Source organism: Paraburkholderia sp. PGU19, assembly GCF_013426915.1.
GTDB lineage: Bacteria > Pseudomonadota > Gammaproteobacteria > Burkholderiales > Burkholderiaceae > Paraburkholderia.
The window spans coordinates 1,325,988-1,350,261 of record NZ_AP023180.1 but is presented as its reverse complement, the minus strand read 5'-3'; the positions used below and the strand labels follow the sequence as shown (position 1 = coordinate 1,350,261).

Below are 24,274 nucleotides of genomic sequence, written 5' to 3'. Positions count from 1 at the left end.
GCGTTCGGCGGGCGCTAGAGCGTTTCCGTGAACATGGGCGTCGTGCCGTCGCTGCTTTCGTAGTACTCCGCCGACGCCTGCCCGCTCTGCGCGCCTTGCCCGAGCCGGATGATCGTGAAGCCGTGCATGTAGATCGTGTCCGCTTCTTTCAGCAGCACGTTTTGCAGCGTGGGCGGATTGACGATGCGTGCGTCCGGCGTATTCTCCGGTCCGTCGACGATCACAGGCACCGCGCCGTGTCCGATGCAGCGTCCGCGATTCAATCCGAGGTACGGCTGATAGATGCTCAGGTTGTGCTCGTGGCCCCAGAACCATGCGCTAACCGGCTGCCTGGCGGCTTTCGCGAAACGCTGGAAGCTCGCGAGCAGCTTCGGGTTGTGCGCGATGAGCTTGCCGCCCGTCTGCAACGGTCCAATCTGCGACAGCGCGGAAAACAGCTGGTGATGCGAAAGCAGGATCGTCTTGCCGCTGAATTCGGCGATGCGCTCGACGATCCAGTCCTCTTCGTCCTGCTCGATAAACGTGAGAACTTCCGTTCCGTCGAACGGGTTGTAGTCGTGCAGCCCTGTGTCCAGCGCGATGAACTGCCAGTCGTCGTTGCGCAGGCAGAAGAAGCTGGCAGGCTGAAGGCGCGCGTGATCGTTGAGCGTGTCGATCAGCCCGTAATAGCCGGCGCCGCCCGAGTACATGTCGTGGTTTCCCGAAAGCGTGTAGACGGGTACGTCCTTCGTGCTGCGCGAAAGCACGCTGTCGACGATGTTCCTGAAGTTTGCATCGCATTCCTGCGGCGTGCCCGAATAGTAGATGTCGCCGAGATGAATCACGACGTCGGGGTTTTGCAGCGCGGCCTGCTTCAGCAAGTCCACGGCGACATCCGTTCCCGTGCCCCAGTCGGCGATCAGCGCGACTGTTGCGCCTGCTTTCAGCGGCACCGTGACGGGGCCAATCGCGGCCGCGCGCCGGTACGGAATCGACGCGCGCTTGCCGTCCGGGCCGAAGTACTGCATGTAGCTCTCGATGACCTTGATCCACGCCGGATCGCAGACGTTGAAGCGCAGATCGTTCTCGATGCTGTCGGCGCCGGCCGCGTCGCCGCGTGCGCGCGCTTCCATCAGCGCGAAGCCCATCTTCGCGCAGGTCCAGGCGTCCTGCGCGACTTCGTCCGGCGCGACGTCGGGCAAGGCCGATTCGCCTTGCGACTTCAGCGACGCAATCGTCGCTGCCGCGTTGACGAGCGCGTTGTCCGTGCCAGGCCGCGAGGCGAGCGTCGCGGAGGGCGTCGTGCTGCGCACGACCTGATCGACGGCTGACTGGAACAGCGAGACGAATTGATCGCGGAAGCTCGCGGGTTCGACGGCCATGGTGGTCTCCAATGATCGGATAGGCGAAATCCGTATTGCATATTGCGGCTTTTCGAATCGAATGCGAAAGCCGGGAGTAATGTTCGCGGTATGGAAGCTTGAAGCAGGCGACAGGCTAATGGATCAATTCGGCTAACACCAAGACGATTGGCGCAACACAATTTGCATGAAGCTGAATCGCTCGATTGCTCGTCGTTAATGCACGCATCGCCGGGTTCGATGGCTTCTATCGCGCGCGCTGAATTCAAACCATTCAAGCTTTCCGCGCCGCTGCCGATAACGTATCTGGCCGTCCCTCCTGCAAAGCCCTATTAAAGATGCGTGTGTCCAAGACCGAGTCCGTACTGCTCACCGTTGCCGTGTTCGCCGTCGTCAGTTTCAGCGGCTGGCTCCAGAGCGAAATGAAGCACGCCGCGCGCGAGCGCAACCGGCACGACATCGGCACGATCGTCGAAGCTGCCTGCGCGAACCTGAACGCCGCCGAACTCGAATCCAGCGACAACGGCCAGCTGCAATGCGGCACGATCGCGCAGGAAGCGCCGCGCGAAGCGTCCTCGGCGCCCGAGGCGTTGACGGCAGCCGCGACGGGCGCCGCATCGACAGTTCCGAATCCTTAGGCTTTTTTGCCGGGCGCACGCTACACTGCGCGACTCGCGTGGCGAAGCTGCGCAGCCAGCACTGATGCGGCTTTGATCGACAATACCTCACGCGCTGATATACTAAATACGTTCACAGTCCGCGTGACATTGAAGCCAGTTGACGGGCGCGGATACGGGAGCGGCGCAGTGCGCCGCTCGAGCCAACTACGGTGCTCATTCGCACCGACCGGATCAGAGGCGATGCATGTCGTCAGAACTTGACAGTCAGCCAGCGGCTACGCCGTTCACCCTGTCACTGCAACCCATCGGGACGAGCGCCAGTTTGCGTGATCGCGCCTACGCGATGCTGCGCGCGGCGATCGCCGATGCCGATATCTATGCGTCGCGCGACGAAATACGCCTCGACGACCGCGCGCTGAGCGAATCACTGGGGGTGAGCCGCACGCCTGTGCGCGAGGCGATGACGCTGCTCGAACAGGAAGGCTTCGTGCGCACGATCCCGCGCCGAGGCATCTACATCGTGCGCAAGAGCAAGCGCGAGATCGTCGAGATGGTGCAGATGTGGGCCGCGCTGGAAAGCATGGCCGCGCGTCTCGCCACGCTGCACGCAACGGACGAAGAAATCGCGCGGCTGCGTCATATGTTCGACCAGTTCCGCGATTCGACGCCGGCGGAGCATATCGCCGAGTACTCGGATGCGAACATTGCGTTCCATCAGGCCATCGTCGAGCTGTCGAAGTCGCAGATCATTCTCGACACGATCAAGAACATCTTCATTCATGTGCGCGCAATTCGTCGCATGACGATTTCGCAGAGCGACCGTGCGTCGCGTTCGATCGTCGACCATCTGCGCATCATCGAGGCACTGGAAAAGCGCGACACCGAACTCGCCGAGCGTCTCGTGCGCCAGCACTCGCTCGACCTCGCCGCCTTCATCGAGGCAAATTGCGACTTTCTCGATTGAGAGCAGTCGCTTCTCCCTGATCTATCGCGGGCATCCGTTCCCGGATGTCCGCATCTTCCCTCATTGCCAACCGGCGAGCTTCTCTGCGCGCCCCGTGCCATCGCATCCATAAACGATCGCGAATGCATTCGATAACTTTCTTTAATTATTCCCAATCCCCTGCGCGCTCGTACGATGGGTTCGCCCGGATGCGTTCTGCTTTAAGGGTTAACGCGTGCAATCAACGCTTTTAAGCGCATTGCATTGGGGAAAATCCGCAGGCCGCTGGAATAAAAATGTAAAGACTGAAACATGTTTGAATGGTTAACTACACGGGTCTGTCAAAAGTCCCCAGCGCCGGGTAGAAGAACACAGCAGAAAACAGCAAGGCGGATGCGGGCAACGCGATCACGTATCGCGCGGCTTGCATCGAAAACACTAGAAATGCGGAGACGATGCTCATGAATGGAAACACCCGACAGGCGACGGGAAGCGGTCTATTTTCGAACCGTTGGTGTCAACTGGTGATCGGCATGCTGTGCATGGCACTCGTTGCCAACCTTCAATATGCATGGACTCTCTTCGTCGCGCCGATGAACGCGCGGCACCACTGGGGCGAAGCATCGATTCAGCTTGCGTTCTCGATCTTCATCGTCACGGAGACGTGGCTCGTACCGATTGAAGGATGGCTCGTCGACCGTTTCGGTCCGCGTCCTGTCGTCGCGGGCGGCGCGATTTGCGCTGGCCTCGCGTGGATGCTGTTCGCGCATGCGACGACGCTGCCTGAGCTTTATATCGGCTCCGTCGTCGCCGGGATCGGCGCGGGCGGCGTGTACGGCACGTGCGTGGGCAATGCGTTGAAGTGGTTCCCGGACAAGCGCGGTCTCGCGGCGGGCCTGACGGCAGCGGGCTTCGGCGCGGGCGCGGCCGTCACGGTGATTCCGATTGCAAACATGATTACGCGCTCAGGTTACGAGCACACGTTCCTGTTCTTCGGCATCCTGCAGGGCGTCGCGATCTTCGTGCTGGCGCTGCTGCTGCACAAGCCGACGACGCGCGCCGCATCGAACATCAAGCGCAAGTTCGCGGTCAGCAAGATCGATTACACGCCGGGGCAGATGATCAAAACGCCCGTGTTCTGGGTGATCTACGCAGCGTTCGTCGCGGTCGCGGCGGGCGGCCTGATGGCGACGGCCCAGATTGGCCCGATCGCGAAGGACTGGGGCCTCGCGAAACTGCCGATGACGATGTTCGGCATGACGCTGCCGCTGCTGACGATGACGCTGTCCATCGACAACATCTGCAACGGCTTCACGCGTCCGCTGTGCGGCTTCATCTCCGACAAGATCGGCCGCGAGAACACGATGTTCGCGATCTTCATCGGCGAAGGGCTCGCGCTGCTCGGCATGATGCAGTACGGCCAGAACCCGTATGCGTTCATGACGTTCGCGGCACTGATCTTCATGTTCTGGGGCGAGATCTTCTCGATCTTCCCGGCCATCTGCGCGGATACGTTCGGTAGCAAGTTTGCGGCGTCTAACGCGGGCACGTTGTATACGGCGAAGGGCACGGCGGCGCTGCTGGTGCCGCTCGCGTCGGTGTTGTCGGCAACGGGTGGCTGGAGCCTGGTGTTCATCGTGTCGGCTGTTATCACGATTGCGGCGGGCGTGTCGGCGAAGTTCGTGCTGGCACCGATGCGCGCACGGTTGATCGAGTCGGGGACGTCTGCGTCCTCTTCGTCGGCCAATGCGTCGCGATTAAGCGCAAGCTCGGGCGAGTGAGGCAGGGCGCCATTCCGGCGCTGCGGGTTCATCATTGAAATCTTGAAGCGGTGCGTGGCCTGAAAGGGCGGCGCACCGCTTTGTTGTTTTTGTCCGCTTGACTCTCGCGGGTTTGCGCCGAACCCGCTCTCTCAACAATCTACGAGCCAATAAAAAATCTCCCGCGCTTCATCAGCGCGGGAGATTGCTTGCGTCCTGTTTCGCTTCTTGTGCGGCTTGCCGTTCTTCAGGCGCCTGCAAGAGCCGGCACGCCGTCATCGGCAAAGTACTGCGAAAACGAAAAGCCCGAACGATTCGAACGTTGCGCATCGCTCGACGTATCGATGCGCGTCGGCAGCACTTCGGGCGTATGGGCGCTCTTCTTCGCGAGAATCGCCGCGCTCAGGAACTCGGCGCTGTACGCATTGAGCAAATGCGCCTGATGCGCCTCCAGATAAGCGACGACGCGAGCGTGTTCGCCGTCGATCGTCGCAAGCGACGTCAGCGTCTGCGCGTCCCAGCGGAAGCGCAAACCGAGGTCCGCGAAGGCGCTATTGAACGCGCAGAGCTGCGCCTCGATTGCGCGCTCGTAGTGAGTCCGGTGTTGATCGTGTGCGTTGCGCATCATGCTCTCCAGTTCATCGATTGCGTGAAGACAGCTTAGGCGCGTCAATGGATTCACGATAGTTAAAGTTTTCTTTGAAAACTATTCGCTAACGTTTATGGAAAGCCTGCTACAGACCTAGGGTGCAGGAGAATTGGTGACCACGAGATATGTGATATACAGTATTGCACATATGCAAGACGGTATTTTAAGACATGCAGAAGGGCCGAACGGTCGCGCCTTATCCGGCGCTTCCGTCGAGCGGGCCACCACCGTTTTCGACACTGAGGAGACACGTCGACCATGTCCACCGACACGCAAGAAAATGTCCGCACGATCCCGTTGAGCCTGAATCTCACGCCGATCAGCGCGACAGCTTCGCTGCGGGATCAGGCGTACGCGCGACTCAAGCACGCGATCGCGAACACCGATATCTATCACTCGCGCACCGAAGTGCGGCTGGATGAAAAGGAGCTGACCGAGGCGCTCGGCGTGAGCCGCACGCCCGTGCGCGAGGCGATGACGCTGCTCGAACAGGAAGGCTTCCTGCGCACGGTGCCGCGCCGCGGCGTCTACATCCTGCGCAAGACCAAGAAAGAGATCGTCGAGATGATCTGCATGTGGGCCGCGCTCGAAAGCGTGGCGGCGCGTCTGGCGACACAGCGCGCGTCGAGTGAAGACATTGCGAGGCTGCGCGCGATGTTCGACGACTTCCATTCGACCACGCCGACCGATCACATCGAGGAGTACTCCGAGGTGAACATCGCGTTTCACCAGGCGCTCGTCGAGCTATCCGGCTCGCAGATCATCCTCGACACGATCAAGAACATCTTCATGCACGTGCGCGCGATACGGCGCATGACGATCGCGCAGAGCGACCGCGCGTCGCGTTCGATCGAAGACCACATGCGCATCATCGAGGCGCTGGAAGCGCGCGACACCGAGCGCGTCGAAGCGCTGGTGCGTCAGCACTCGCTCGACCTCGCGCTGTATGTCGAAGCGCATTGCGATTTTCTGGACTGAGGGCCGCCGTCACCAACAGATAGCGACCCCAGGACAATCCCGAACGGGCACTTGATGCGATGCACGATTCAGGCGCCCAGACCCTTCAGACACAAAGCGCTAGCCAACTTTTGCAATGCAGCAATACCGGATGAAACCTGAAGCACCTGCAAAAATCCGTTGACTAATATTGTGTTTGGAATATTGTATATCACGAGACGCCACACAACACCCGGCCAAGGAGGAGACGTCATGGCAGATGTACTTGAGATCAGACCGCAAGAATCCGCTGAAGAGAACGCACAACAAACGACGGACGGTTTCCACCTCGTCATTGATGCGCTCAAAGCGAACGATATCGACACGATTTTTGGTCTGGTCGGCATTCCTATCACCGACCTCGCGCGCCTCGCGCAAGCCGAAGGAATGCGCTTTATCGGTTTTCGTCACGAGCAGCACGCAGGTCATGCAGCCGCCATCGCGGGCTACATGACGCAGAAGCCTGGCATCTGCCTCACGGTGTCAGCACCGGGCTTCCTGAACGGCCTCACGGCACTCGCCAACGCCACGACGAACTGCTTCCCGATGATCCTGATCAGCGGATCGAGCGAGCGCGAAATCGTCGACCTGCAGCAAGGCGACTATGAAGAGATGGATCAGTTGAACGCGGCGAAGCCGTACGCGAAGGCTGCGTATCGCGTGCTGCACGCGGAAGACATCGGCATCGGTCTGGCGCGTGCGATTCGCGCTGCCGTGTCGGGCCGTCCGGGCGGCGTGTATCTGGACCTGCCGGCGAAGCTGCTGTCGCAGACCATCGACGCCGTGAAGGCCAAACAGTCGCTGGTACGTGTGATCGACGCGGCGCCGCGCCAGCTGCCCGCGCCCGATTCCGTCAAGCGCGCCATCGATCTGCTGAAGGGCGCAAAGCGTCCGCTGGTGCTGCTCGGCAAGGGCGCAGCATACTCGCAGGCCGACAAGGAAATCCGCGCGTTCATCGAAAAGACGGGCATTCCGTATCTGCCGATGTCGATGGCCAAGGGCCTGCTGCCCGACACGCACGAGCAATCGGCTTCGGCGGCGCGCTCGTTCGTGCTGGCTGAATCCGATGTCGTCGTGCTGATCGGCGCGCGGCTGAACTGGCTGCTGTCGCACGGCAAGGGCAAGACCTGGGGCAAGCCGAAGCAGTTCGTGCAGATTGATATCTCGGCGCAGGAAATGGATAGCAACGTCGCGATCGCGGCGCCTATCGTCGGCGATATCGGTTCGTGCGTGGCGTCGCTCGTCGATCAGGTCGGCGACAATTTCCCGCAGCCGCCGAAGGAATGGCTCGACGCCGTCAGCGAGAAGAAGAACACGAACCTTCAAAAGATGGCTGCGACGCTCGCGAAGAATCCGTCGCCGATGAACTTCCACAGCGCGCTGCGCGTGCTGCGCGACATCGTCAAGGCGAACCCGGATATCAACGTCGTCAACGAAGGCGCGAACACGCTCGACTATGCGCGCGCCATCATCGACATGTATCAGCCGCGCAAGCGCTTCGACTCGGGCACGTGGGGCGTGATGGGCATCGGCATGGGCTTCGCGATCGGCGCAGCCGTGACGAGCGGCAAGCCGGTACTCGCGATCGAAGGCGACAGCGCGTTCGGCTTCAGCGGCATGGAACTCGAAACGATCTGCCGGTACGACCTGCCTGTGTGCACGATCATCTTCAACAACAACGGCGTGTATCGCGGCACGGACGTGAACCCGACGGGCGGCAAGGACGTTGCGCCGACGGTGTTCGTGAAGGACGCGCGCTACGACAAGATGATCGAGGCATTCGGCGGCATCGGCTACAACGTGACGACGCCGGAAGAACTGGATAAAGCGGTGAAGGAAGCCATCGCATCCGGCAAGCCGACGCTCATCAACGCAGTGATCGACGAAGCGGCCGGCACCGAAAGCGGACGCTTGACCAATCTGAACCCGCAAAGCGCGGCAATGAAAAAGTGACATCAGCCAACCACGGAGATACAAAGTGAGCAAACCACTCGAAGGCGTCAAGATCATCGACTTCACGCACGTCCAGGCAGGTCCTGCGTGCACCCAGTTGCTTGCCTGGTTCGGCGCGGATGTGATCAAGGTCGAGCGCCCCGGTTCGGGCGACGTGACGCGTAACCAGCTGCGCGACATTCCGGAAGCCGACGCGCTGTACTTCACGATGCTCAACAGCAACAAGCGTTCGCTGACGCTCGACACGAAGACGCAAGATGGCAAGGAAGTGCTCGAAAAGCTGATTCAGGAATCGGACGTGCTGGTCGAAAACTTCGCACCGGGCGCGCTGGACCGCATGGGCTTCACGTGGGAGCGCATCAATGAGCTGAACCCGAAGATGATCGTTGCATCGGTCAAGGGCTTCAGCGACGGCCACCACTACGACGACCTGAAGGTCTATGAAAACGTCGCGCAGTGCGCGGGCGGTGCGGCTTCGACGACGGGCTTCTGGGACGGCCCGCCGACGGTCAGCGCAGCAGCGCTCGGCGACAGCAACACGGGCATGCACCTCGCCATCGGCATTCTCACGGCGCTGATCGGCCGCGACAAGACGGGCAAGGGGCAGAAGGTGGCCGTCTCGATGCAGGACAGCGTGATCAACCTGTGCCGCGTGAAGCTGCGCGACCAGCAGCGTCTGGACCGCGTCGGTTACCTGGAAGAATATCCGCAGTATCCGCACGGCGAGTTCACCGATGTCGTGCCGCGCGGCGGCAATGCAGGCGGTGGCGGTCAGCCGGGCTGGGTGCTCAAGTGCAAGGGCTGGGAAACGGACCCGAACGCGTACATCTACTTCACGGTTCAAGGGCACGCGTGGGAGCCGATCTGCCGTGCGATCGGCAAGCCGGAATGGATCGACGACCCGGCCTACATGACGGCGCAAGCACGTCAGCCGCACATCTTCGATATTTTCAACACGATCGAAGCGTGGCTCGCCGACAAGACGAAGTTCGAAGCGGTCGACATCCTGCGCAAGTTCGACATTCCGTGCTCGCCTGTTCTGTCGATGAAGGAAATCGCCAACGACGAGTCGCTGCGTGCGAGCGGCACGATCGTCGAAGTGGACCACAAGGCGCGCGGCAAGTACCTGACGGTTGGGAGCCCGATCAAGTTCTCGGACATGAAGCCGGAGATTACGGGTTCGCCGCTGCTCGGCGAGCATACGGAAGAAGTGCTGAAAGACCTCGGCTACAGCTTCGATCAGATCGCAAACTTGCGGGAAGCGAAAGTGGTGTAATTGTCACCGGCGTATCAACGGGCTCCGGGTTGCACAGGAGAAACGGAGCCCCTTCGAACAGCGCCCGCGTGGCGCTGTTTTTACTGAGCGGCAGCGAGCCCATAACACACGAGCCCCTATATGCAAGCAGCCATCGATTTTGAACAACTGGTGCACGCGATCGGCGATGCCGTCGTGATTTCCGACCAGCACGGCGCGATTACGCTGTGGAATCCCGCGGCGGAGCGCATTTTTGGTTTTACGCAGGAAGACGCGCTGGGTCAGTCGCTCGATCTGATCATTCCCGAGCGTTTGCGCGGGCGTCACTGGGAAGGCTATGAAAAGACCATGGCGACGGGACAGACGCGCTATGGCAACGATCTTCTTCGCGTGCCTGCGATTCATAAGGACGGGCGGGCGTTGTCGATCGCTTTTACGGTTGCACTGTTGTATTCACCCGAGCGCGATTTGACGGGCATTGTCGCGGTGATCCGCGATGAAACCGCGCGCTTTCAGGAAGACCGCAATCTGCGCAAGCGCATCGCGGAACTTGAGGCGCGCGTTGGCGCCTGAATGTGCCTTGAAGGTGGCGCTTTGCTCTCGCGCAGTCAATATCAACGTCGATCGCCGTTGCGGCGATTTGGTACGGAGAACATCGATGCGTGTGGAAATGTTTGGACCTTATCAGGTCGAGTTGTCTGCTATGCAGTTTATTCATAACGGTGGGTGGGCGGCGTTTGCCGCCGTTCGCAAACTGGATGATGGGGCAGAAGTGGGTGTTCATGTTCTGCCTTTTCAACATGTTGTTGATCACACTGTGTTTGCCACTGAGGCGGCGGCTATTGATGCTGCGCGCGGTGTGGCTGTTGCAGTTATTGGGCCACAGGCCGTATAGACCTTTTGCCGTGCGTCGCTAGGGATTTGTGTTGGCGCCTGAGGTTTGGTTTTTGCCTTTGCGCTGGCATCCGCGATTTGTTAGCGTGCTTCACGCGTTGCCCCTGTGCGGGGCGGCACCTACTTTTCTTTGCCGCCGCAAAGAAAAGTAGGCAAAAGAAAGCGGCTAACACCGCCAGCGCTAGTTCTTGCCTGAGGGCCCTCAACCGGTCCCTCACTTCACACGGCAACCTTCCTGTTCGCGTTCGTTGCCAACGCTCTTATCCCGCGCATCACCCGCTTCAATCACCCGCGTCGCGGCATGTCTTGCCAGCTATTCCACCGCCGCCCAGGTGGCAAACTGTGTGTAGGCCCAAGTGCTTCACATGTCTCATTCCGCACAGATAGCGCATGCGTTCCACTTTGTAAGGGCGCCACGCTATTCGACGCGACAACCTACACACAGTTTGCCGCTATGGGGCGGTGGATATTCCATATCGTGGGTTAGGGCGCCGGTGCGTGAAACGGGGGAGGCGCTCGACAAGGGCGTTGGCAACGCACGTGGGCAAATACGTTGCCGTGTGAAGTACGGGGCCTTTGGGGGCCCGTGGGTAAACGTCAAGGATTGGCGGTGTGAGCCGCTTTCTTTTGCCTACTTTTCTTTGCGGCGGCAAAGAAAAGTAGGTGCCGCCCCGCACAGGGGCAACGCCTGCGCCGCGTAGGCGCCACGCGGATGCCAGCGAAAAAGCCTGCGCCGCGAAGAGCAAAAAAACCACCACCAACCGCCGCAAAAAAACCAAAAACCCCAAGCGCCAGCGACAAACCAGACCTTGGGGTTTATCCCCACAAAAAACCTGGCAAAAAAGCTTGCTCAAACACCAGCCTGTAAATACGATATATCACATATCAGGCGTGTTCAAAGCCCGGGCAAAAACACCCCCGGCATGCGCAAGCAACACATTCAACAAAGACGGGAGACGTAGCATGGGCAAGGCACTCGACGGTGTGCGCATTCTCGATTTCACCCACGTGCAATCGGGCCCGACCTGCACGCAGTTGCTGGCGTGGTTCGGCGCAGACGTGATCAAGGTAGAGCGCGCGGGCGCGGGCGACATCACGCGCGAACAGCTGCGCGACATCCCCGACGCCGACAGCCTGTACTTCACGATGCTCAACCACAACAAGCGCTCGGTCACCATCGACACGAAAAACCCCGAAGGCAAGCTCGTGCTCGAGGCGCTGATCCAGAAGTGCGACGTGCTGGTGGAGAACTTCGCGCCGGGCGCGCTGGACCGCATGGGCTTCACGTGGGAGCGCATCCAGGAGCTGAACCCGAAGATGATCGTCGCGTCGGTCAAGGGCTTCGGCCCCGGGCCGTACGAGGACTGCAAGGTCTACGAGAACGTCGCGCAGTGCGTGGGCGGTGCAGCGTCCACCACGGGCTTCGATGACGGCCCGCCCGTCGTGACGGGTGCGCAGATCGGCGACAGCGGCACGGGTCTGCATCTGGCGCTGGGCATCGTCACCGCCCTCTATCAGCGCACGATGACGGGCCGCGGCCAGAAGGTGCTCGCGGCAATGCAGGACGGCGTGCTGAACCTGTGCCGCGTGAAGCTGCGCGACCAGCAGCGGCTCGAACGCACGGGTGTCATGAAGGAATATCCGCAGTATCCGAACGGTACATTCGGTGAAGCGGTACCGCGTGCGGGCAATGCATCGGGCGGTGGACAGCCGGGCTGGATCCTGAAGTGCAAGGGCTGGGAGCACGACCCGAACGCCTACATCTACTTCATCACGCAGGCCCCCGTGTGGGTGAAGATCTGCAACGTGATCGGCAAGGAAGAGTGGGCCACCGATCCCGAGTACGCGACACCGGGCGCACGCCTGCCGCGCCTGAAGGAAATCTTCGCGGAGATCGAACGCTGGACGATGACGAAGACCAAGTTCGAGGCGATGGAGATCCTGAACAAATACGACATTCCGTGCGGCCCGATCCTGTCGATGAAGGAGATCGCGGAAGACGACTCGCTGCGCAAGACGGGCACGATCGTCGAGGTCGATCACCCGGTGCGCGGCAAGTATCTGACGGTGGGCAACCCGATCAAGCTGTCGGACAGCCCGACGGACGTGACGCGCTCGCCGCTGCTCGGCGAACACACGGACGAAGTAATGGCCGAACTCGGCTATTCGCGTGAACAGATCGAAGCGCTCAGAACAGTCGGCGCTATCTGAAGAATCAAACCCGATTCAAACTCGTGACGCGGGCGTATTCACCGTGTCGGTCGATAAAAAATTTGTGGAGACAGTTTCGATGACATCGTGGATACGCTTCCGGCAGCCGCAAGGTCATATCGGTTTCGGCGTGCTCGACAACGGCAGCATCGCCGAATTCGAAGGTGACATGTTCGGCGAGGCAACAGCGACGGGCAAGCAGTGGCAACAGGACGGCGTCGAGTTGCTGAGCCCCTGCCTGCCGACCAAGGTGGTCGCGCTCTGGAACAACTTTCATGCGCTGTCGCAGAAGCTCGGCAAGGCGGCGCCGTCGCATCCGCTCTTTCTGATCAAGCCGCCGATGTCCGTGATCGGCCCCGGCGCGCCCATTCGCCGCCCCAAAGGCTATAGCGGCAAGATCGCCTACGAAGGCGAACTCGGCATCGTGATCGGCAAACGCTGCACCAATGTCTCGCCCGAAGAAGCGGACGACTACATCTTCGGCTACACCTGCATCAATGACGTCACAGCCGTCGATCTGCTGAACGAAGACCCGAATTTCGCGCAATGGTGCCGCTCGAAAGGCTTCGATACGTTCAGTTGCATCGGCCCTCTGATCGAAACTCAGTTCGACTGGCGCAACGCGAACGTCGTCACGCGTCTCGACGAAGTCGAGCGGCAGAACTATCCGATCTCCGACATGATCTTCACGCCGGCCGAACAGGTCAGCATGATCTCGCACGACATGACGCTGATGCCCGGCGATGTGATCGCATGCGGGACGTCGATCGGCGTCGGCTCGATCAAGGACGGCTCGACGGTCGTCGTATCGATCGACGGTATCGGCGCGCTGCCGAATCAGCTCGCCGTCGCAAGGCAGCTCGAGACGGCGGCCTGAAGAACGCGCACTGAGGAACACGCACCGAGCATGCAATGAGAGCCGGACGCGTCATCGCCAATGAGTCGACCATGAATCGACAATGACGATCGCGCGCTGCGTCGCGAGGCGCCCGGCTCGATCTCACTGATCACTTCTTGGAATGGGAGCAGATAGATGAAGATCTGTGTTTATGGAGCCGGCGCGATTGGCGCCTATGTCGGCGCGGAACTGGCGCGTGCGGGCGCGGACGTCAGTTTCGTCGCTCGCGGCCCGCATCTTGCCGCAATGCAACGCAACGGCGTGCGTCTGCTGATCGACGATACCGAGCGTGTCGTCAACGTGCGTTGTTCGTCGGACCCGCGCGAGCTGGGGCCGCAGGACTACGTGATCATCGCGCTGAAGGCGCATTCAGTGCCGGGCGTCGTCGACGCGATGCAGCCGCTGCTCGGGCCCGAGACGGCCATCGTGACGGCCGTCAACGGCATTCCATACTGGTACTTCTACAAGCATGGCGGCGAGTTCGCGAACACGACGCTCGAAAGCATCGACCCGGGCGGCACGCAATGGCAGAAGCTCGGACCGGAGCGCGCGATCGGCTGTGTCGTCTATCCCGCGGCGGAGATCGTCGAGCCGGGCGTGATCAAGCATGTATACGGCAAGAAGTTTCCAATCGGCGAGCCGGACGGCACGCGTTCTCCGCGCGTCGAAGCGCTGTCGCAGATCATGGTCGCAGCGGGGCTCGACGCGCCCATTCGCGACAACATCCGCGATGAAATCTGGCTGAAACTGTGGGGCAATCTGTGCTTCAACCCGATCAGCGCATTGACACACGCGACGCTCGATGTCATCACGAGTCACGTCGGCACGCGCGCCGTCGCGAAGACGATGATGCTCGAAGCGAAATCCGTGGCGGATCGCTTCGGCGTGCATTTCCGCGTGGATGTCGAACGGCGTATCGATGGCGCGGGCGCGGTGGGCGCGCACAAAACCTCGATGCTGCAGGATCTCGAAGCGGGACGTCCGATGGAAATCGATCCGCTGCTGACCGTCGTGCAGGAAATGGGTCGGCTGGTCGGGCATGAAACGCCGACCATCGATACCGTTCTCGCGTTGATCAAGCTGCGCGAGCAGATCGCGCAGCAGAAGGATGGCGCGCCAGCAGCCAAGCCGGAACACGCTGCGCCGAGCGCGAAGGCTGCGTAACTGGCGCGGTGTTGTGTTGGTGCACAAAGCGCGCGGGCTGTCCGCACGGCCCGCGCGTCACAAGTCCCATCAGCCTACACAGGCTTCCTCACGCCGGCCCACACTATGGCCGACCCACAGCCCGGCGTCGTAGGCCGCTTCCAGCGCGGCGAGCACATCCGGATGCTCGTTCAGTTCCTCGATGCCGAGCGCTTCGCGCGCGATCAAGCCAAGCAGTTCGAGACGCTCTTCATAGATGGGGCTTTTCATGGCACCTCCTTCAAGGTTGAAATCGCTGCGGCAGCGTTCGCTGGCGTGTCGCGCATCACGACATTGATGTCGTGCGTGCCACGTTCTTTCTCATTGCCGTTGTGGAAACTGAACATGGGCCGGAAGCAAGCCCGTCAGTGGCAGGAGCGCGATTGCTGCGATCGAAATCGACCTGGAGAGATGCGGTGAGCGCGAATGCGCGTGTTGATCTCTGGCTTCCGTCTCAGGTTGAATCAGTGTGAGATTCAATAGTAGGCAAATACGGGTTGTCTTGCGCGTGGTCAAGCGCCGCATATCGAAGTACTACTCGAATCGCGGGACAGCGGGGGGTATTCCGGCATTGGCATGAGGTCGATGCCAAAGTGGAATGTGCCCGCCATTGTTCATACGAATGACGGCCTCGGTCAGAAGACGTGCATCACGCCGACGTAGGCGCCCGTTTGCGATTCGCCTGGCAACGGGTTCGTGTTCGCGCTGCCCGTCGCATCGCGCGAGGTCGCGAGCAGCGAGAAGTTCGCGTGGCTGCTGTTGCGCATGTAGGCAACCGTGCCGTAGAGGAAAGTGCGCTGGCTCAGGTTGTAGGTGGACCCGAGCACGAACATCGTCGCGTGTCCGGCGGGGTCGTGCGTCGCGTCGCCGGAGCCTTCGCTCAGATGGACGTAGAAGGCCGCCGCCGTCACGGCGAATTGATGCGTGGCTTCCCACGTTGCGCCAAGCCAGTAGTAGTCGGCGCTGTCGGCGAGGCCGGCTGGCGTATCAGGCGCGGCGAGGTGCGTATAGGCGCCCTGAATCTTCACCTTCGATACACGCACATTCGCGCCGACAAAGTATTCGCGCGAACTCGTGAAGACGTTGGTCATGCGTCCATTCACGTCGCGCAGTTCGTCGTAGATGCCGCGCACGTCGAACAGTTGCGAGTGATACGTGAGCATGATGCCGTCCGAGCGTCCGAACTCGCCGGGCGCGCCTCGATTGAAGCCGTCGGCCTGGTTGCCCAACGCGTATTGTCCTTGCACATCGAAGCCGTGAAAGACGGGGCTGTGATACTCGATGTTATTGCTCGTCTGTTGCCAGTTGCGCCCACGCACAAGCGATGCCGACGAGAAAGCCTGCTGCACGAACGGATCGAATTCCCACACACCGTCACTATCGATAAACAGGTTTCGGCCTGCCTGAATCTGACCGTAGCGTTTATCAGCAAGTCCGACATACGCGCGGCGCGAGAACAAGCGGCCGCCGCTCGTGGTGCCGTTCATTATTTGCAGTCCCGTTTCCAGATCGAACACCGACGACATCCCGCCGCCAAGATCTTCCGATCCCTTGAAGCCCAGCATGCTGGTGCCCCAGTCGCCGCCTTCGGCCGTCCAGCTTGAGGTGCTGCCGCCCGAAGGCGTCGCGATGTGGTTTAGATACTGGATGCCGCCATCGATGCGGCCATAGAGCGTCACGCTGTTCTGCGCGAACGCGACGGGAGAGGCGAGCGCGAGCAGCGCGGCGAGCCGGGTGCGTGTTTTCATGAGCGTCTCTTCGTATCCTCGATGCGTGGATAACTCGTTATCTGGACATTGCGCCGGATGGTCACGCGTTATGCATGAATGTGTTCTCGTGCGCCCGGCGAATGTCAGTCGGATGCTAGTACTGTTTGAACAATCGTGCCAGAAATCGCCCAGGATGCCGACTTCTCAGTGATCGCGGGCGCCGCGCGCGACATCCGTCCCGCCGACTGCAATATTTTTATCACGGTCCTACACTCGCGAATGCAGCGTCATGATGCGGGACGATAGCGCGTTGCGCGCGTCTTGTCCGCGATCCGTTTATCGCACGATTGAAAGGAAACCAGATGGATCTCAAGATCAGAAACAAGCTTGCGCTCGTAACGGGCTCCACCAAAGGCATCGGCCATGCGATCGCCGTCGGGCTCGCGCGCGAAGGCGTGAGCGTGATCGTCAACGGCCGCTCGCAGCAATCGGTCGATCACGCCATCGAAACACTGCGCGCGCAAGTGCCCGACGCGACCGTGCAAGGATTCGCCGGCGATGTGTCGGACGCGGCGCAAGTCGCGCGGCTCGTCGAGCGCTTTCCGCAGGTCGACATTCTCGTCAACAACATGGGCATCTTCGATCCGAAGCCGTTCGAAGAAATCTCGAATGAAGAGTGGCTGCGCTTTTTCAACGTGAACGTGATGTCGGGCGTGCAGCTGTCGCGCGCCTATCTGCCCGGCATGAAGCAGAAGAACTGGGGGCGCGTCGTGTTCATCAGCAGCGAAAGCGGCATCCAGATTCCAACCGAGATGATTCACTACGGCTTGACCAAGACCGCACAACTCGCGCTCGCACGCGGTCTCGCCGAAACCTGCACGGGCACGGCCGTGACGGTCAACTCGGTGTTGCCGGGGCCGACCAGTTCGGATGGTGTCGAGGAATTCATCGACAAGCTCTCGGGCGGACAGAACTTCGAGGCATTCGAAAAGCAGTTCTTCGAACAGGCCCGGCCCAGCTCGATCCTAAAGCGCTTCACGACGCCCGAAGAAATTGCAAACATGGTCGTGTTCGTGTGCTCGGAACTGTCGTCGGCGACCAATGGCGCGGCGTTGCGCGCCGATGGCGGCGGCGGTGTTCTGATCTTCGGTTCGTTCACGCGGCGCCGCAAAGGAACGAGCGCGCCGCGCGTTGTCCGCTTTCGAATGGCGTGATGCGACGATGTGCCGTTGCGGAAATGACGGCCTGCATCGTCTATTCTGTGCATCATTGCTCTCGCGCGGCATGCGCCAAGGCGTGAACCATGACTACTCGAAAAAAGACGGCGAAGGCAACGCGTATTCGTGTCGGTATTGGCGGCTGGACTTTCGAACCCTGGCGCGGCGTGTTCTATCCGAAAGGGCTCGCGCAGAAACGCGAGCTGGAATACGCGAGCCGCCAGCTCACGGCGATCGAGATCAACGGCACGTTCTACGGCTCGCAAAAGCCTGCCACCTTTGTGAAGTGGCACGACGAGACGCCCGACGACTTCGTGTTCGCGTTAAAGGCGCCGCGCTTCGCGACGCATCGGCGCGTGCTGGCGGAAGCACGCGATTCCGTCGAGCGCTTTGTCGCGAGCGGCGTGCTCGAACTCAAGAACAAGCTTGGCCCGATCAACTGGCAATTCCCGCCAACCAAACAGTTCGATGCCGATGACTTCGGCAACTTCCTCGAATTGTTGCCGGCGGAGGTCGATGGGCAGACCTTGCGCCATGCCGTCGAAGTGCGTCATGAGAGTTTCTGTGACGAGGCGTTCGTCGCGCTGGCGCGCAAGCATGGCGTCGCGATTGTCGTAGCGGGCGATTCGAAGTATCCGCAGATCGCCGATCCGACGGCGTCGTTCGTCTATGCGCGCATCATGGGCACGGAAGAGGCGAATCCGCACGGCTACGCAAAGAAGGCGCTCGACAAGTGGACCGAGCGCGCGCAGACCTGGGCCGCGGGCGGCGCGCCCGACGATCTCGACACCTATGCCCGCGCCGCGCCGAAGAAGGCGCGCGATGTCTACCTGTTCGTGATCAGCGGGCACAAGGCGCACAATCCCGCCGCCGCGATGGCGCTCATCGAGCGGATCAAGGCGGCGCAATAACAGCGTATAGGCGTGACTCAGCGTTCGGGCGCCTCGAGCGTGCAGGACTCGTCGGCGAACGGCTCGGCCATACTCGACACCGGGCTCAGCGGCGGCTCGAACGCGGCCCACTGCGTCCAGTCCGGCGTCGCGCCAGGCGCTTTCAGGCGAAGTGCGCGCGAGCCGTCGACGAATACGAGTGATTCGAGATCGAAGAGACTCTCTGAAGCGACGCCGCCCGGTGTCGCGCGGCCCATCTGATGGGTGAAGTTCAGGTTCCCCTCGCGAAGCAGATCCAGATAGCTGTCGCAATGCACGGCCGGCGGCCTGACCGTCCACCGGTTCAGCAGTTTTGCGGCGATTTCGGCATCGAACATTGTGATTTCTCCTCGCCTGAGCGACCGCGAGCCTGATGGGCCGCGGCGGGCTGGTGTCCGCTTTGGGCGGACTATCCGTCAATAATCAGCGTTTTCGCGGATGCGAAAGACATCTCCACCCACCACTATAGACAAAAATATGGTGCGATGCACAAAGCCGGATTGAGTTTGCGGTCTAATCGTTGTTTTTGGAGTCAATCCGCTTGCGGTGGCGTGATTAAGCGCTAAACGGAAGCTAGAAGAAGCGCGCGGTTTGCGCGTTAAATGACGTGATTTGGCTGAATTTGCTGCGATCGACCGTGCGGTTTCGATATTGACGCACGGTCGTTCGTACAATAAGGATGCCGGGGCGCGCACGTCATGCAGCGCCCGCAACGCGTGAAAGTGCCGCAATTACGCGGCACTGCGCTAATCATCACTGCGCGGCAGATTGCCGCACGCCCGTCTGCGACGAGCCCGACGTGCCCGCGCCATACGTGGATTCGGCGGCGCGTTTGGCGGCGAGCCGCTGCATCGCGTCCTGCACCTTCGACGGATAGGTCGGGTCTTCGCCGCCTCCCGCCTGGTAGCCGACGGACGCGAGATCGGCGAGTTCCTGGCGGACCTGTGTGCGCGTGACGCGTGTGCTGGGTTCCTGCGCCTGCGTGAGGGCGGGGGCGGCGGCGAGCAAGGCCGCTGCCAACATGGCGACAGCGGCGGCAACTGTGGACTTCAAGACGTTCTCCAATAGCAATCCGAGGATGCCGGCCGTATTGCATGAACCGGCAAAACAAGTCTACGGATCGCACACGTGGAGAAAAACGGCCGGATCTGGAAGGCAGCCTTCCGTCTCGCAGAACGATGCGGCGCGACGCGCACGCAAAAAAAGCCCGCCGCGCAGATCGCGGCGGGCTTCGAAACGCAAATCCCGGATAGTTGAAGCGGTGTCGCTTTAGAAGCGGTGACGCATGCCGATCGTCGCGACGACCTGGTTGGCCGTTGACGACGCGCCGCCCGACGTGTTGATGAACGCGACGTAGTGGTGTCCGATGGCGTGCTGATACATCGCTTCGGCGTACACGTCCGTGCGCTTCGAGAATGCGTAGATGGCCTGCGCATTGACCTGGTTGAACTTCGGATCGGAACCGAAGGTCGGCGAGCCGCTGATGTGGCCGTCGGTGTAGGTGTCGGTGATGCCGAACGTGATGGCGGGCGTGAACTGATATTTGGCGTTCAGTTCATAGTTGTCGAAGTGCATCGAGCCGTTCGTCATCGCGAACGCGTTGGTTTGCTGATAGTGGCTGTTCGTGTAGACGAAGCCGACCGTCGCCGGACCGAACGCGTAGTTGATGCCCGCGCCGAACACGCGCTCGACGCCTGCGCCGACCTGGAAGCCGCCAACCCCGTTCGCGGCCGATTCAGCCGTATCGACCGCGCCGCCCGTGTTCGTCGTGCTGTTCGAGCCGTTGATCTGCAAATAGCCGGCCGCGACGTTCAACGGACCCCACTGGTAGCTCGCGCCTGCGCTGTACGCGCGGTTGATCGCGAAGTCGGTGCTGTTCGAGAACGCGTACAACGCGCCGAACTTGAAGCCGGCGTAGTTGCTGCTCGTGTACTTGACGGCGTTGCTCATCCGTACCGAGTGGTTGAGGTTGTCGTTGTCGAACGGGTGAGCGAAGCCCGTGTCGCCGAAGGTGCCTGCCGTGCCCGACAGCGGCGCGACGAAGTCGACCAGCGAGTCATACTGGCGGCCCAACGTGAGCTGGCCGTAGTTGGCGCTGGCGAGGCCCACATACGCCTGCCGGCCGAACAGGCGGCTGTGCTGGCCGAGCGTGCCGTTCTGCACGTTGAAGCCGTTTTCGAGCACGAAGATCGCCTTGTAGCCGCCGCCCAGATCTTCAGCGCCGCGCAGGCCGAAGCGGCTGCCGTTGATGGTGCCGCTCGTCGCCTGAAACAGCGCGCCGCTCGTGCCGCCCTTTTGCACGTTGTTGGTGTACATCAGGCCCGCGTCGATGATGCCGTACAGCGTGACCGAGCTTTGCGCGTGCGCGCCCGTTGCGGCCAAAGCGCCGAGCACCGCAACTGCGGCGGGAATTCTTTTCATGGTTAAGCTCCAGCTATTCCAGACAATGAGTGAAAAACAGCCTGGCGAGTATAGAAAAACGCGGGGTCCGATTTAACGCCGTGTTGCTGCAGCAGACTCTTGCGTCATATCGCAGGAAAGAGTCATCAAATCGAAACAATCGCTGGAAAGTTCGCCGTGAAGCGGCGCGCGATCAACCCGCTACGCATGAATTGCGCGGATGAGATTAGCTGGGAGGGGATTTCCGTTTGATGGCAGCGTGCACCGTTTGGGCGAATAACAACAGTTCTAGCCGGCGCTGCACACGATCGCTGTCAGGATGAAGGGCAATACCTGTTTGACGGTCGCTTCGCTGCCGGCCTGTTGCACACGCACGCGCACTGACTCCGAAGGACCGGATACGACCACGCCATAGATCGAATCGGCTTCCACCTTGCCGGTGCCTTGCCGGAAGATCGCGTCGTCGCGCTGATAGCCGAGCACGGCGTAGACGTGAAAGCCGAACGCTGTGAGATCGCGACCGTGCTTCGGGCGAAACGCATTCACCGAGTTGGATTCGACCCGCATCGGATTCGGGTCGATGTATTGATCGTCGAGCAGCGGCTGAATGAAGGTGTGCGCGTCGGTCTTGCAGACGAGTTGCGCGTCGAGGTCGAGCGCATGCGCGGGTGCGCAACAGAGTCCCGCTCCCAGGGCGGCCAGCACGGCAATCGAGTGGATGCAATCCTTTGTCATGGAACTGGCGCGAGACCCTGAGCCGGCAATGGCCGGTCCCTGATGGTAGCCCGAACTTGTCACGCACGTCAGCCAACGTCTGTGCGCTAGCGCGCGATGCCGCCGCGCCGCCACGCAGCGCAACTGTTTTGAAGGTTGCGCGAGCATGGTGAAGCGACCGTGCAATATTGCGCGAAATCAAAAAATGCGTCTATCCAGGCTAGCCTGCCGTTTATCGCTAAAGCAGATATGAGTATGGGATTTGCTTCGTTGACGCACCCGTACGCGGGCCGTAGATTGACTCCATCGTTGCAACCCTACAAAGAACATTCAGCGTGACAACCACTGTTTCGTCCTCTCAAGACGCCGCGCCGCGTGTGCAATCGGCCGGCGTGCGCCGGCCGCTCGAAATCGTTCCGTTCAATGCGCCCGTCGGCGCCGAAGTGCTCGGGCTCGATCTGAACCAGCCGCTTTCCGCCGAAGATTTCGCGCGCATTCACCGCGCGCATCTCGACTATCACGTGCTGGTGTTTCGCGATCAGCAGATCACGCCTGCGCAGCACATCGACTTCAGCCGCCGTTTTGGGCCGCTGCAGATTCACGTGCTGCACCAGTTTCAGCTGCCCGGTCATCCTGAAGTGCTGATCGTGTCGAACATTCGCGAGAACGGTCAGCCGATCGGACTCGGCGACGCCGGCCACTTCTGGCATTCGGACCTGTCGTACAAGGAAAAGCCGAGTCTCGGCTCGCTGCTGCACGCGCAGGAACTGCCTTCGGAAGGCGGCGACACGCTGTTCGCGAACATGCATCTGGCGTGGGACACGCTGCCCGAGCACTTGCGCAAGGCGGTCGAGGGACGCTCGGCGGAGCACACGTACCTCGCCAAATACGCGGAACTGCAAAAGCGCAGCCCGTGGCGGCCGAACCTGTCGGCCGAGCAGATCGCCGAAGTGAAGCCCGTCGTGCATCCCATCGTACGCACGCATCCGGAAACGGGCCGCAAGGCGCTGTTCGTCAGCGAGCATTTCACGACGCATATCGTCGGCCTGCCAGAAGACGAAAGCCGCGAGTTGCTCGAAGCGCTGTTTGCGCATAGCGTGCGTGACGAACATATCTATCGTCATCAGTGGTCGGAACACGATCTCGTGTTCTGGGACAACCGCTCGCTGATGCATCTCGCCGCAGGTACGCCCGATCATCTGCGCCGCAAGCTGTATCGCACGACGATCGAAGGCAACGCGCCGTTCTGACCCGCGCGCAGTCCTCATTTCCGTTTTCCGACATCCGGAGTTCCGATGCAGTTTTCAATTCGCCCGGCCGCGGCGCGGCCGTCTTTCGCTCGCCGTTTCGTTTCGACGATGCTCGCGTTGTCGCTCGGCGCAACCAGCCTGGGCATGTCGCTCGACGCGCACGCTGAAGGTCAGATCCGTGTTGCCGAACAGTTCGGCATTGTCTATTTGCTGCTGAACGTCGCGCGCGACCAGAAGTTCATCGAGAAAGAAGGGCGCAAGGAAGGGCTCGACATCAAGGTCGACTGGGTGAATCTGTCGGGCGGTTCGGCCGTGAACGACGCGCTGCTGTCGGGCTCGGTGGACGTTGCGGGCGCAGGCGTGGGTCCCTTGCTCACGATCTGGGACCGCACGCATGGCAAGCAGAACGTGAAGGGCGTCGCCTCGCTCGGCAATCTGCCGTATTACCTCGTGTCGAATAACCCGAACGTGAAGACGATTGCCGACTTCACCGACAAGGATCGCATCGCGCTGCCCGCCGTCACGGTTTCTGTGCAATCGCGCGTGTTGCAGTTTGCGGCTGCAAAGCGTTGGGGCGACAAGGAGTACAACCGTCTCGACAAGCTCACACAGGCCGTGCCGCATCCTGATGCAGCGGCTGCCATCATTGCGGGCGGCACGGAGATTACGGGGCACTTCGGCAATCCGCCGTTCCAGGAACAGGAACTGGCCGCGAATCCGAAAGCGCATATCGTGCTGAATTCATACGACGTGCTGGGCGGACCGAGTTCGGCAACCGTGCTCTATGCAACAGAGAAATTCCGTAGCGAGAACCCGAAGACGTATCGCGCGTTCGTCAACGGACTTGCCGATGCCGCGCGATTCGTCACCGCGAATCCGGAAGCCGCCGCCGATATCTACATTCGCGTGAATCAGGCGAAGATGGATCGCAATCTGCTGCTTTCGGTAATCCGCAATCCGCAGGTGCAATTCAAGGTCGCGCCGCAAAACACGTTCGCGCTTGCGCAATTCATGTATCGCGTCGGCGCGATTCGCAACGAACCGAAGTCGTGGAAAGACTACTTCTTCGACGATCCGGCGACGGCGGCCGGAAGCTGAGATTTGCCTTCGACATGCAAAAAACCCGCTATTTCAGCGGGTTTTTTCGTTTCTGGTGCGAACGAAGTGACGCTGCTAAACAAGACGCGACGGCGGTCATGGCGCGATTTACGGCGCTTATGCATCACAGCGTATTGAATATCTACATTCATTGGTTGGTCTTTGCGGAGGCTCACCGTATGTTGTCGTTTTGCTAATGCGGTGTCGTCATCGTGAAAGTCATTTCGCACGCAGTTCAACTCAAAGGAGCGCGCTA

22 protein-coding genes and 1 pseudogene are annotated in these 24,274 nt (G+C 60.9%); 15 read left to right on the top strand and 8 right to left on the bottom strand.

Translation table 11 applies throughout. The annotated features are described in order from the left end of the window. Nucleotides 1-14: 14 nt before the first annotated feature. On the bottom strand, nucleotides 15-1,361 hold the full coding sequence (locus H1204_RS23645; protein ID WP_180733196.1) for a metallophosphoesterase: 1,347 nt from the start codon (nucleotides 1,359-1,361) through the stop codon (nucleotides 15-17). 317 nt (nucleotides 1,362-1,678) lie between these two features. Here H1204_RS23645 and H1204_RS23640 point away from each other — a divergent pair, with 317 nt between their 5' ends. The 3 genes from H1204_RS23640 (at nucleotide 1,679) to oxlT (ending at nucleotide 4,684) form a co-directional block, all read left to right on the top strand. Further along, entirely contained in the window at nucleotides 1,679-1,978 is a 300-nt protein-coding gene (locus H1204_RS23640; RefSeq protein ID WP_180733195.1) for a hypothetical protein, read from the top strand. Nucleotides 1,979-2,204: 226 nt separating this feature from the next. Beyond that, nucleotides 2,205-2,924 (top strand): GntR family transcriptional regulator, encoded by a 720-nt coding sequence (locus H1204_RS23635; protein WP_036000882.1) that lies wholly within the window; start codon nucleotides 2,205-2,207, stop codon nucleotides 2,922-2,924. A gap of 440 nt (nucleotides 2,925-3,364) precedes the next feature. Then, nucleotides 3,365-4,684 carry an oxalate/formate MFS antiporter gene (gene oxlT, locus H1204_RS23630; RefSeq protein WP_180733194.1) on the top strand — a complete coding sequence of 440 codons (1,320 nt, stop codon included), beginning with the start codon at nucleotides 3,365-3,367 and terminating at the stop codon, nucleotides 4,682-4,684. 226 nt (nucleotides 4,685-4,910) lie between these two features. Here the strand turns inward: oxlT and H1204_RS23625 are convergent, their stop codons facing one another. Continuing rightward, nucleotides 4,911-5,288: a hypothetical protein gene (locus tag H1204_RS23625; RefSeq protein WP_180733287.1), complete on the bottom strand. Its 378-nt coding sequence runs from the start codon at nucleotides 5,286-5,288 to the stop codon at nucleotides 4,911-4,913. A 282-nt stretch (nucleotides 5,289-5,570) separates the two neighbouring features. Between H1204_RS23625 and H1204_RS23620 the strand changes: the two genes are divergently transcribed. The 8 genes from H1204_RS23620 (at nucleotide 5,571) to H1204_RS23585 (ending at nucleotide 14,683) form a co-directional block, all read left to right on the top strand. Next, nucleotides 5,571-6,290, top strand: coding sequence for a GntR family transcriptional regulator (locus H1204_RS23620; protein ID WP_131243742.1), 720 nt, complete (start codon nucleotides 5,571-5,573; stop codon nucleotides 6,288-6,290). 231 nt (nucleotides 6,291-6,521) lie between these two features. Beyond that, a complete protein-coding gene (oxc, locus tag H1204_RS23615; RefSeq protein ID WP_042311226.1) occupies nucleotides 6,522-8,261 on the top strand; it encodes an oxalyl-CoA decarboxylase in 1,740 nt (579 codons plus the stop codon). 25 nt (nucleotides 8,262-8,286) lie between these two features. After that, nucleotides 8,287-9,537, top strand: coding sequence for a formyl-CoA transferase (gene frc / locus H1204_RS23610; RefSeq protein WP_180733193.1), 1,251 nt, complete (start codon nucleotides 8,287-8,289; stop codon nucleotides 9,535-9,537). 120 nt (nucleotides 9,538-9,657) lie between these two features. Further along, a complete protein-coding gene (locus H1204_RS23605; RefSeq protein WP_180733192.1) occupies nucleotides 9,658-10,089 on the top strand; it encodes a PAS domain-containing protein in 432 nt (143 codons plus the stop codon). Nucleotides 10,090-10,174: 85 nt separating this feature from the next. Continuing rightward, a complete protein-coding gene (locus H1204_RS23600) occupies nucleotides 10,175-10,411 on the top strand; it encodes a hypothetical protein (RefSeq protein ID WP_180733191.1) in 237 nt (78 codons plus the stop codon). Between the two features lie 962 nt (nucleotides 10,412-11,373). After that, nucleotides 11,374-12,621, top strand: a complete 1,248-nt coding sequence (frc, locus tag H1204_RS23595; RefSeq protein WP_094297439.1) for a formyl-CoA transferase — start codon at nucleotides 11,374-11,376, stop codon at nucleotides 12,619-12,621. A gap of 79 nt (nucleotides 12,622-12,700) precedes the next feature. Beyond that, nucleotides 12,701-13,498, top strand: a complete 798-nt coding sequence (locus H1204_RS23590; RefSeq protein WP_180733190.1) for a fumarylacetoacetate hydrolase family protein — start codon at nucleotides 12,701-12,703, stop codon at nucleotides 13,496-13,498. A 156-nt stretch (nucleotides 13,499-13,654) separates the two neighbouring features. Beyond that, nucleotides 13,655-14,683, top strand: coding sequence for a 2-dehydropantoate 2-reductase (locus H1204_RS23585; protein ID WP_180733189.1), 1,029 nt, complete (start codon nucleotides 13,655-13,657; stop codon nucleotides 14,681-14,683). A 69-nt stretch (nucleotides 14,684-14,752) separates the two neighbouring features. Here the strand turns inward: H1204_RS23585 and H1204_RS23580 are convergent, their stop codons facing one another. Further along, nucleotides 14,753-14,932 carry a hypothetical protein gene (locus H1204_RS23580; RefSeq protein WP_042311216.1) on the bottom strand — a complete coding sequence of 60 codons (180 nt, stop codon included), beginning with the start codon at nucleotides 14,930-14,932 and terminating at the stop codon, nucleotides 14,753-14,755. Between the two features lie 404 nt (nucleotides 14,933-15,336). Beyond that, nucleotides 15,337-16,449, bottom strand: coding sequence for a porin (locus tag H1204_RS23575; protein WP_180733188.1), 1,113 nt, complete (start codon nucleotides 16,447-16,449; stop codon nucleotides 15,337-15,339). Nucleotides 16,450-16,772: 323 nt separating this feature from the next. Between H1204_RS23575 and H1204_RS23570 the strand changes: the two are divergent. Both H1204_RS23570 and H1204_RS23565 read left to right on the top strand, forming a co-directional pair. Further along, nucleotides 16,773-17,540, top strand: a pseudogene (locus H1204_RS23570) (SDR family oxidoreductase); the annotation flags it as partial. 173 nt (nucleotides 17,541-17,713) lie between these two features. Further along, nucleotides 17,714-18,538 carry a DUF72 domain-containing protein gene (locus H1204_RS23565; protein WP_180733187.1) on the top strand — a complete coding sequence of 275 codons (825 nt, stop codon included), beginning with the start codon at nucleotides 17,714-17,716 and terminating at the stop codon, nucleotides 18,536-18,538. Between the two features lie 17 nt (nucleotides 18,539-18,555). On the opposite strand, the gene H1204_RS23560 is transcribed toward H1204_RS23565, so the two are convergent. The 4 genes from H1204_RS23560 to H1204_RS23545 form a co-directional block, all read right to left on the bottom strand. After that, nucleotides 18,556-18,894, bottom strand: coding sequence for a hypothetical protein (locus H1204_RS23560; RefSeq protein WP_180733186.1), 339 nt, complete (start codon nucleotides 18,892-18,894; stop codon nucleotides 18,556-18,558). 415 nt (nucleotides 18,895-19,309) lie between these two features. After that, on the bottom strand, nucleotides 19,310-19,579 hold the full coding sequence (locus tag H1204_RS23555) for a DUF4148 domain-containing protein (protein ID WP_243468784.1): 270 nt from the start codon (nucleotides 19,577-19,579) through the stop codon (nucleotides 19,310-19,312). A gap of 246 nt (nucleotides 19,580-19,825) precedes the next feature. After that, nucleotides 19,826-20,977 (bottom strand): porin, encoded by a 1,152-nt coding sequence (locus H1204_RS23550; RefSeq protein ID WP_180733184.1) that lies wholly within the window; start codon nucleotides 20,975-20,977, stop codon nucleotides 19,826-19,828. A 267-nt stretch (nucleotides 20,978-21,244) separates the two neighbouring features. Then, the gene (locus tag H1204_RS23545) at nucleotides 21,245-21,691 is read right to left on the bottom strand and encodes a hypothetical protein (protein ID WP_180733183.1); all 447 of its coding nucleotides are present in this window, start codon (nucleotides 21,689-21,691) and stop codon (nucleotides 21,245-21,247) included. A gap of 356 nt (nucleotides 21,692-22,047) precedes the next feature. Between H1204_RS23545 and H1204_RS23540 the strand changes: the two genes are divergently transcribed. Together H1204_RS23540 and H1204_RS23535 are read left to right on the top strand one after the other, a co-directional pair. After that, entirely contained in the window at nucleotides 22,048-22,920 is an 873-nt protein-coding gene (locus tag H1204_RS23540; RefSeq protein ID WP_180733286.1) for a TauD/TfdA family dioxygenase, read from the top strand. Nucleotides 22,921-22,965: 45 nt separating this feature from the next. Beyond that, nucleotides 22,966-24,018: an ABC transporter substrate-binding protein gene (locus tag H1204_RS23535; protein ID WP_180733182.1), complete on the top strand. Its 1,053-nt coding sequence runs from the start codon at nucleotides 22,966-22,968 to the stop codon at nucleotides 24,016-24,018. Nucleotides 24,019-24,274: the final 256 nt, after the last annotated feature.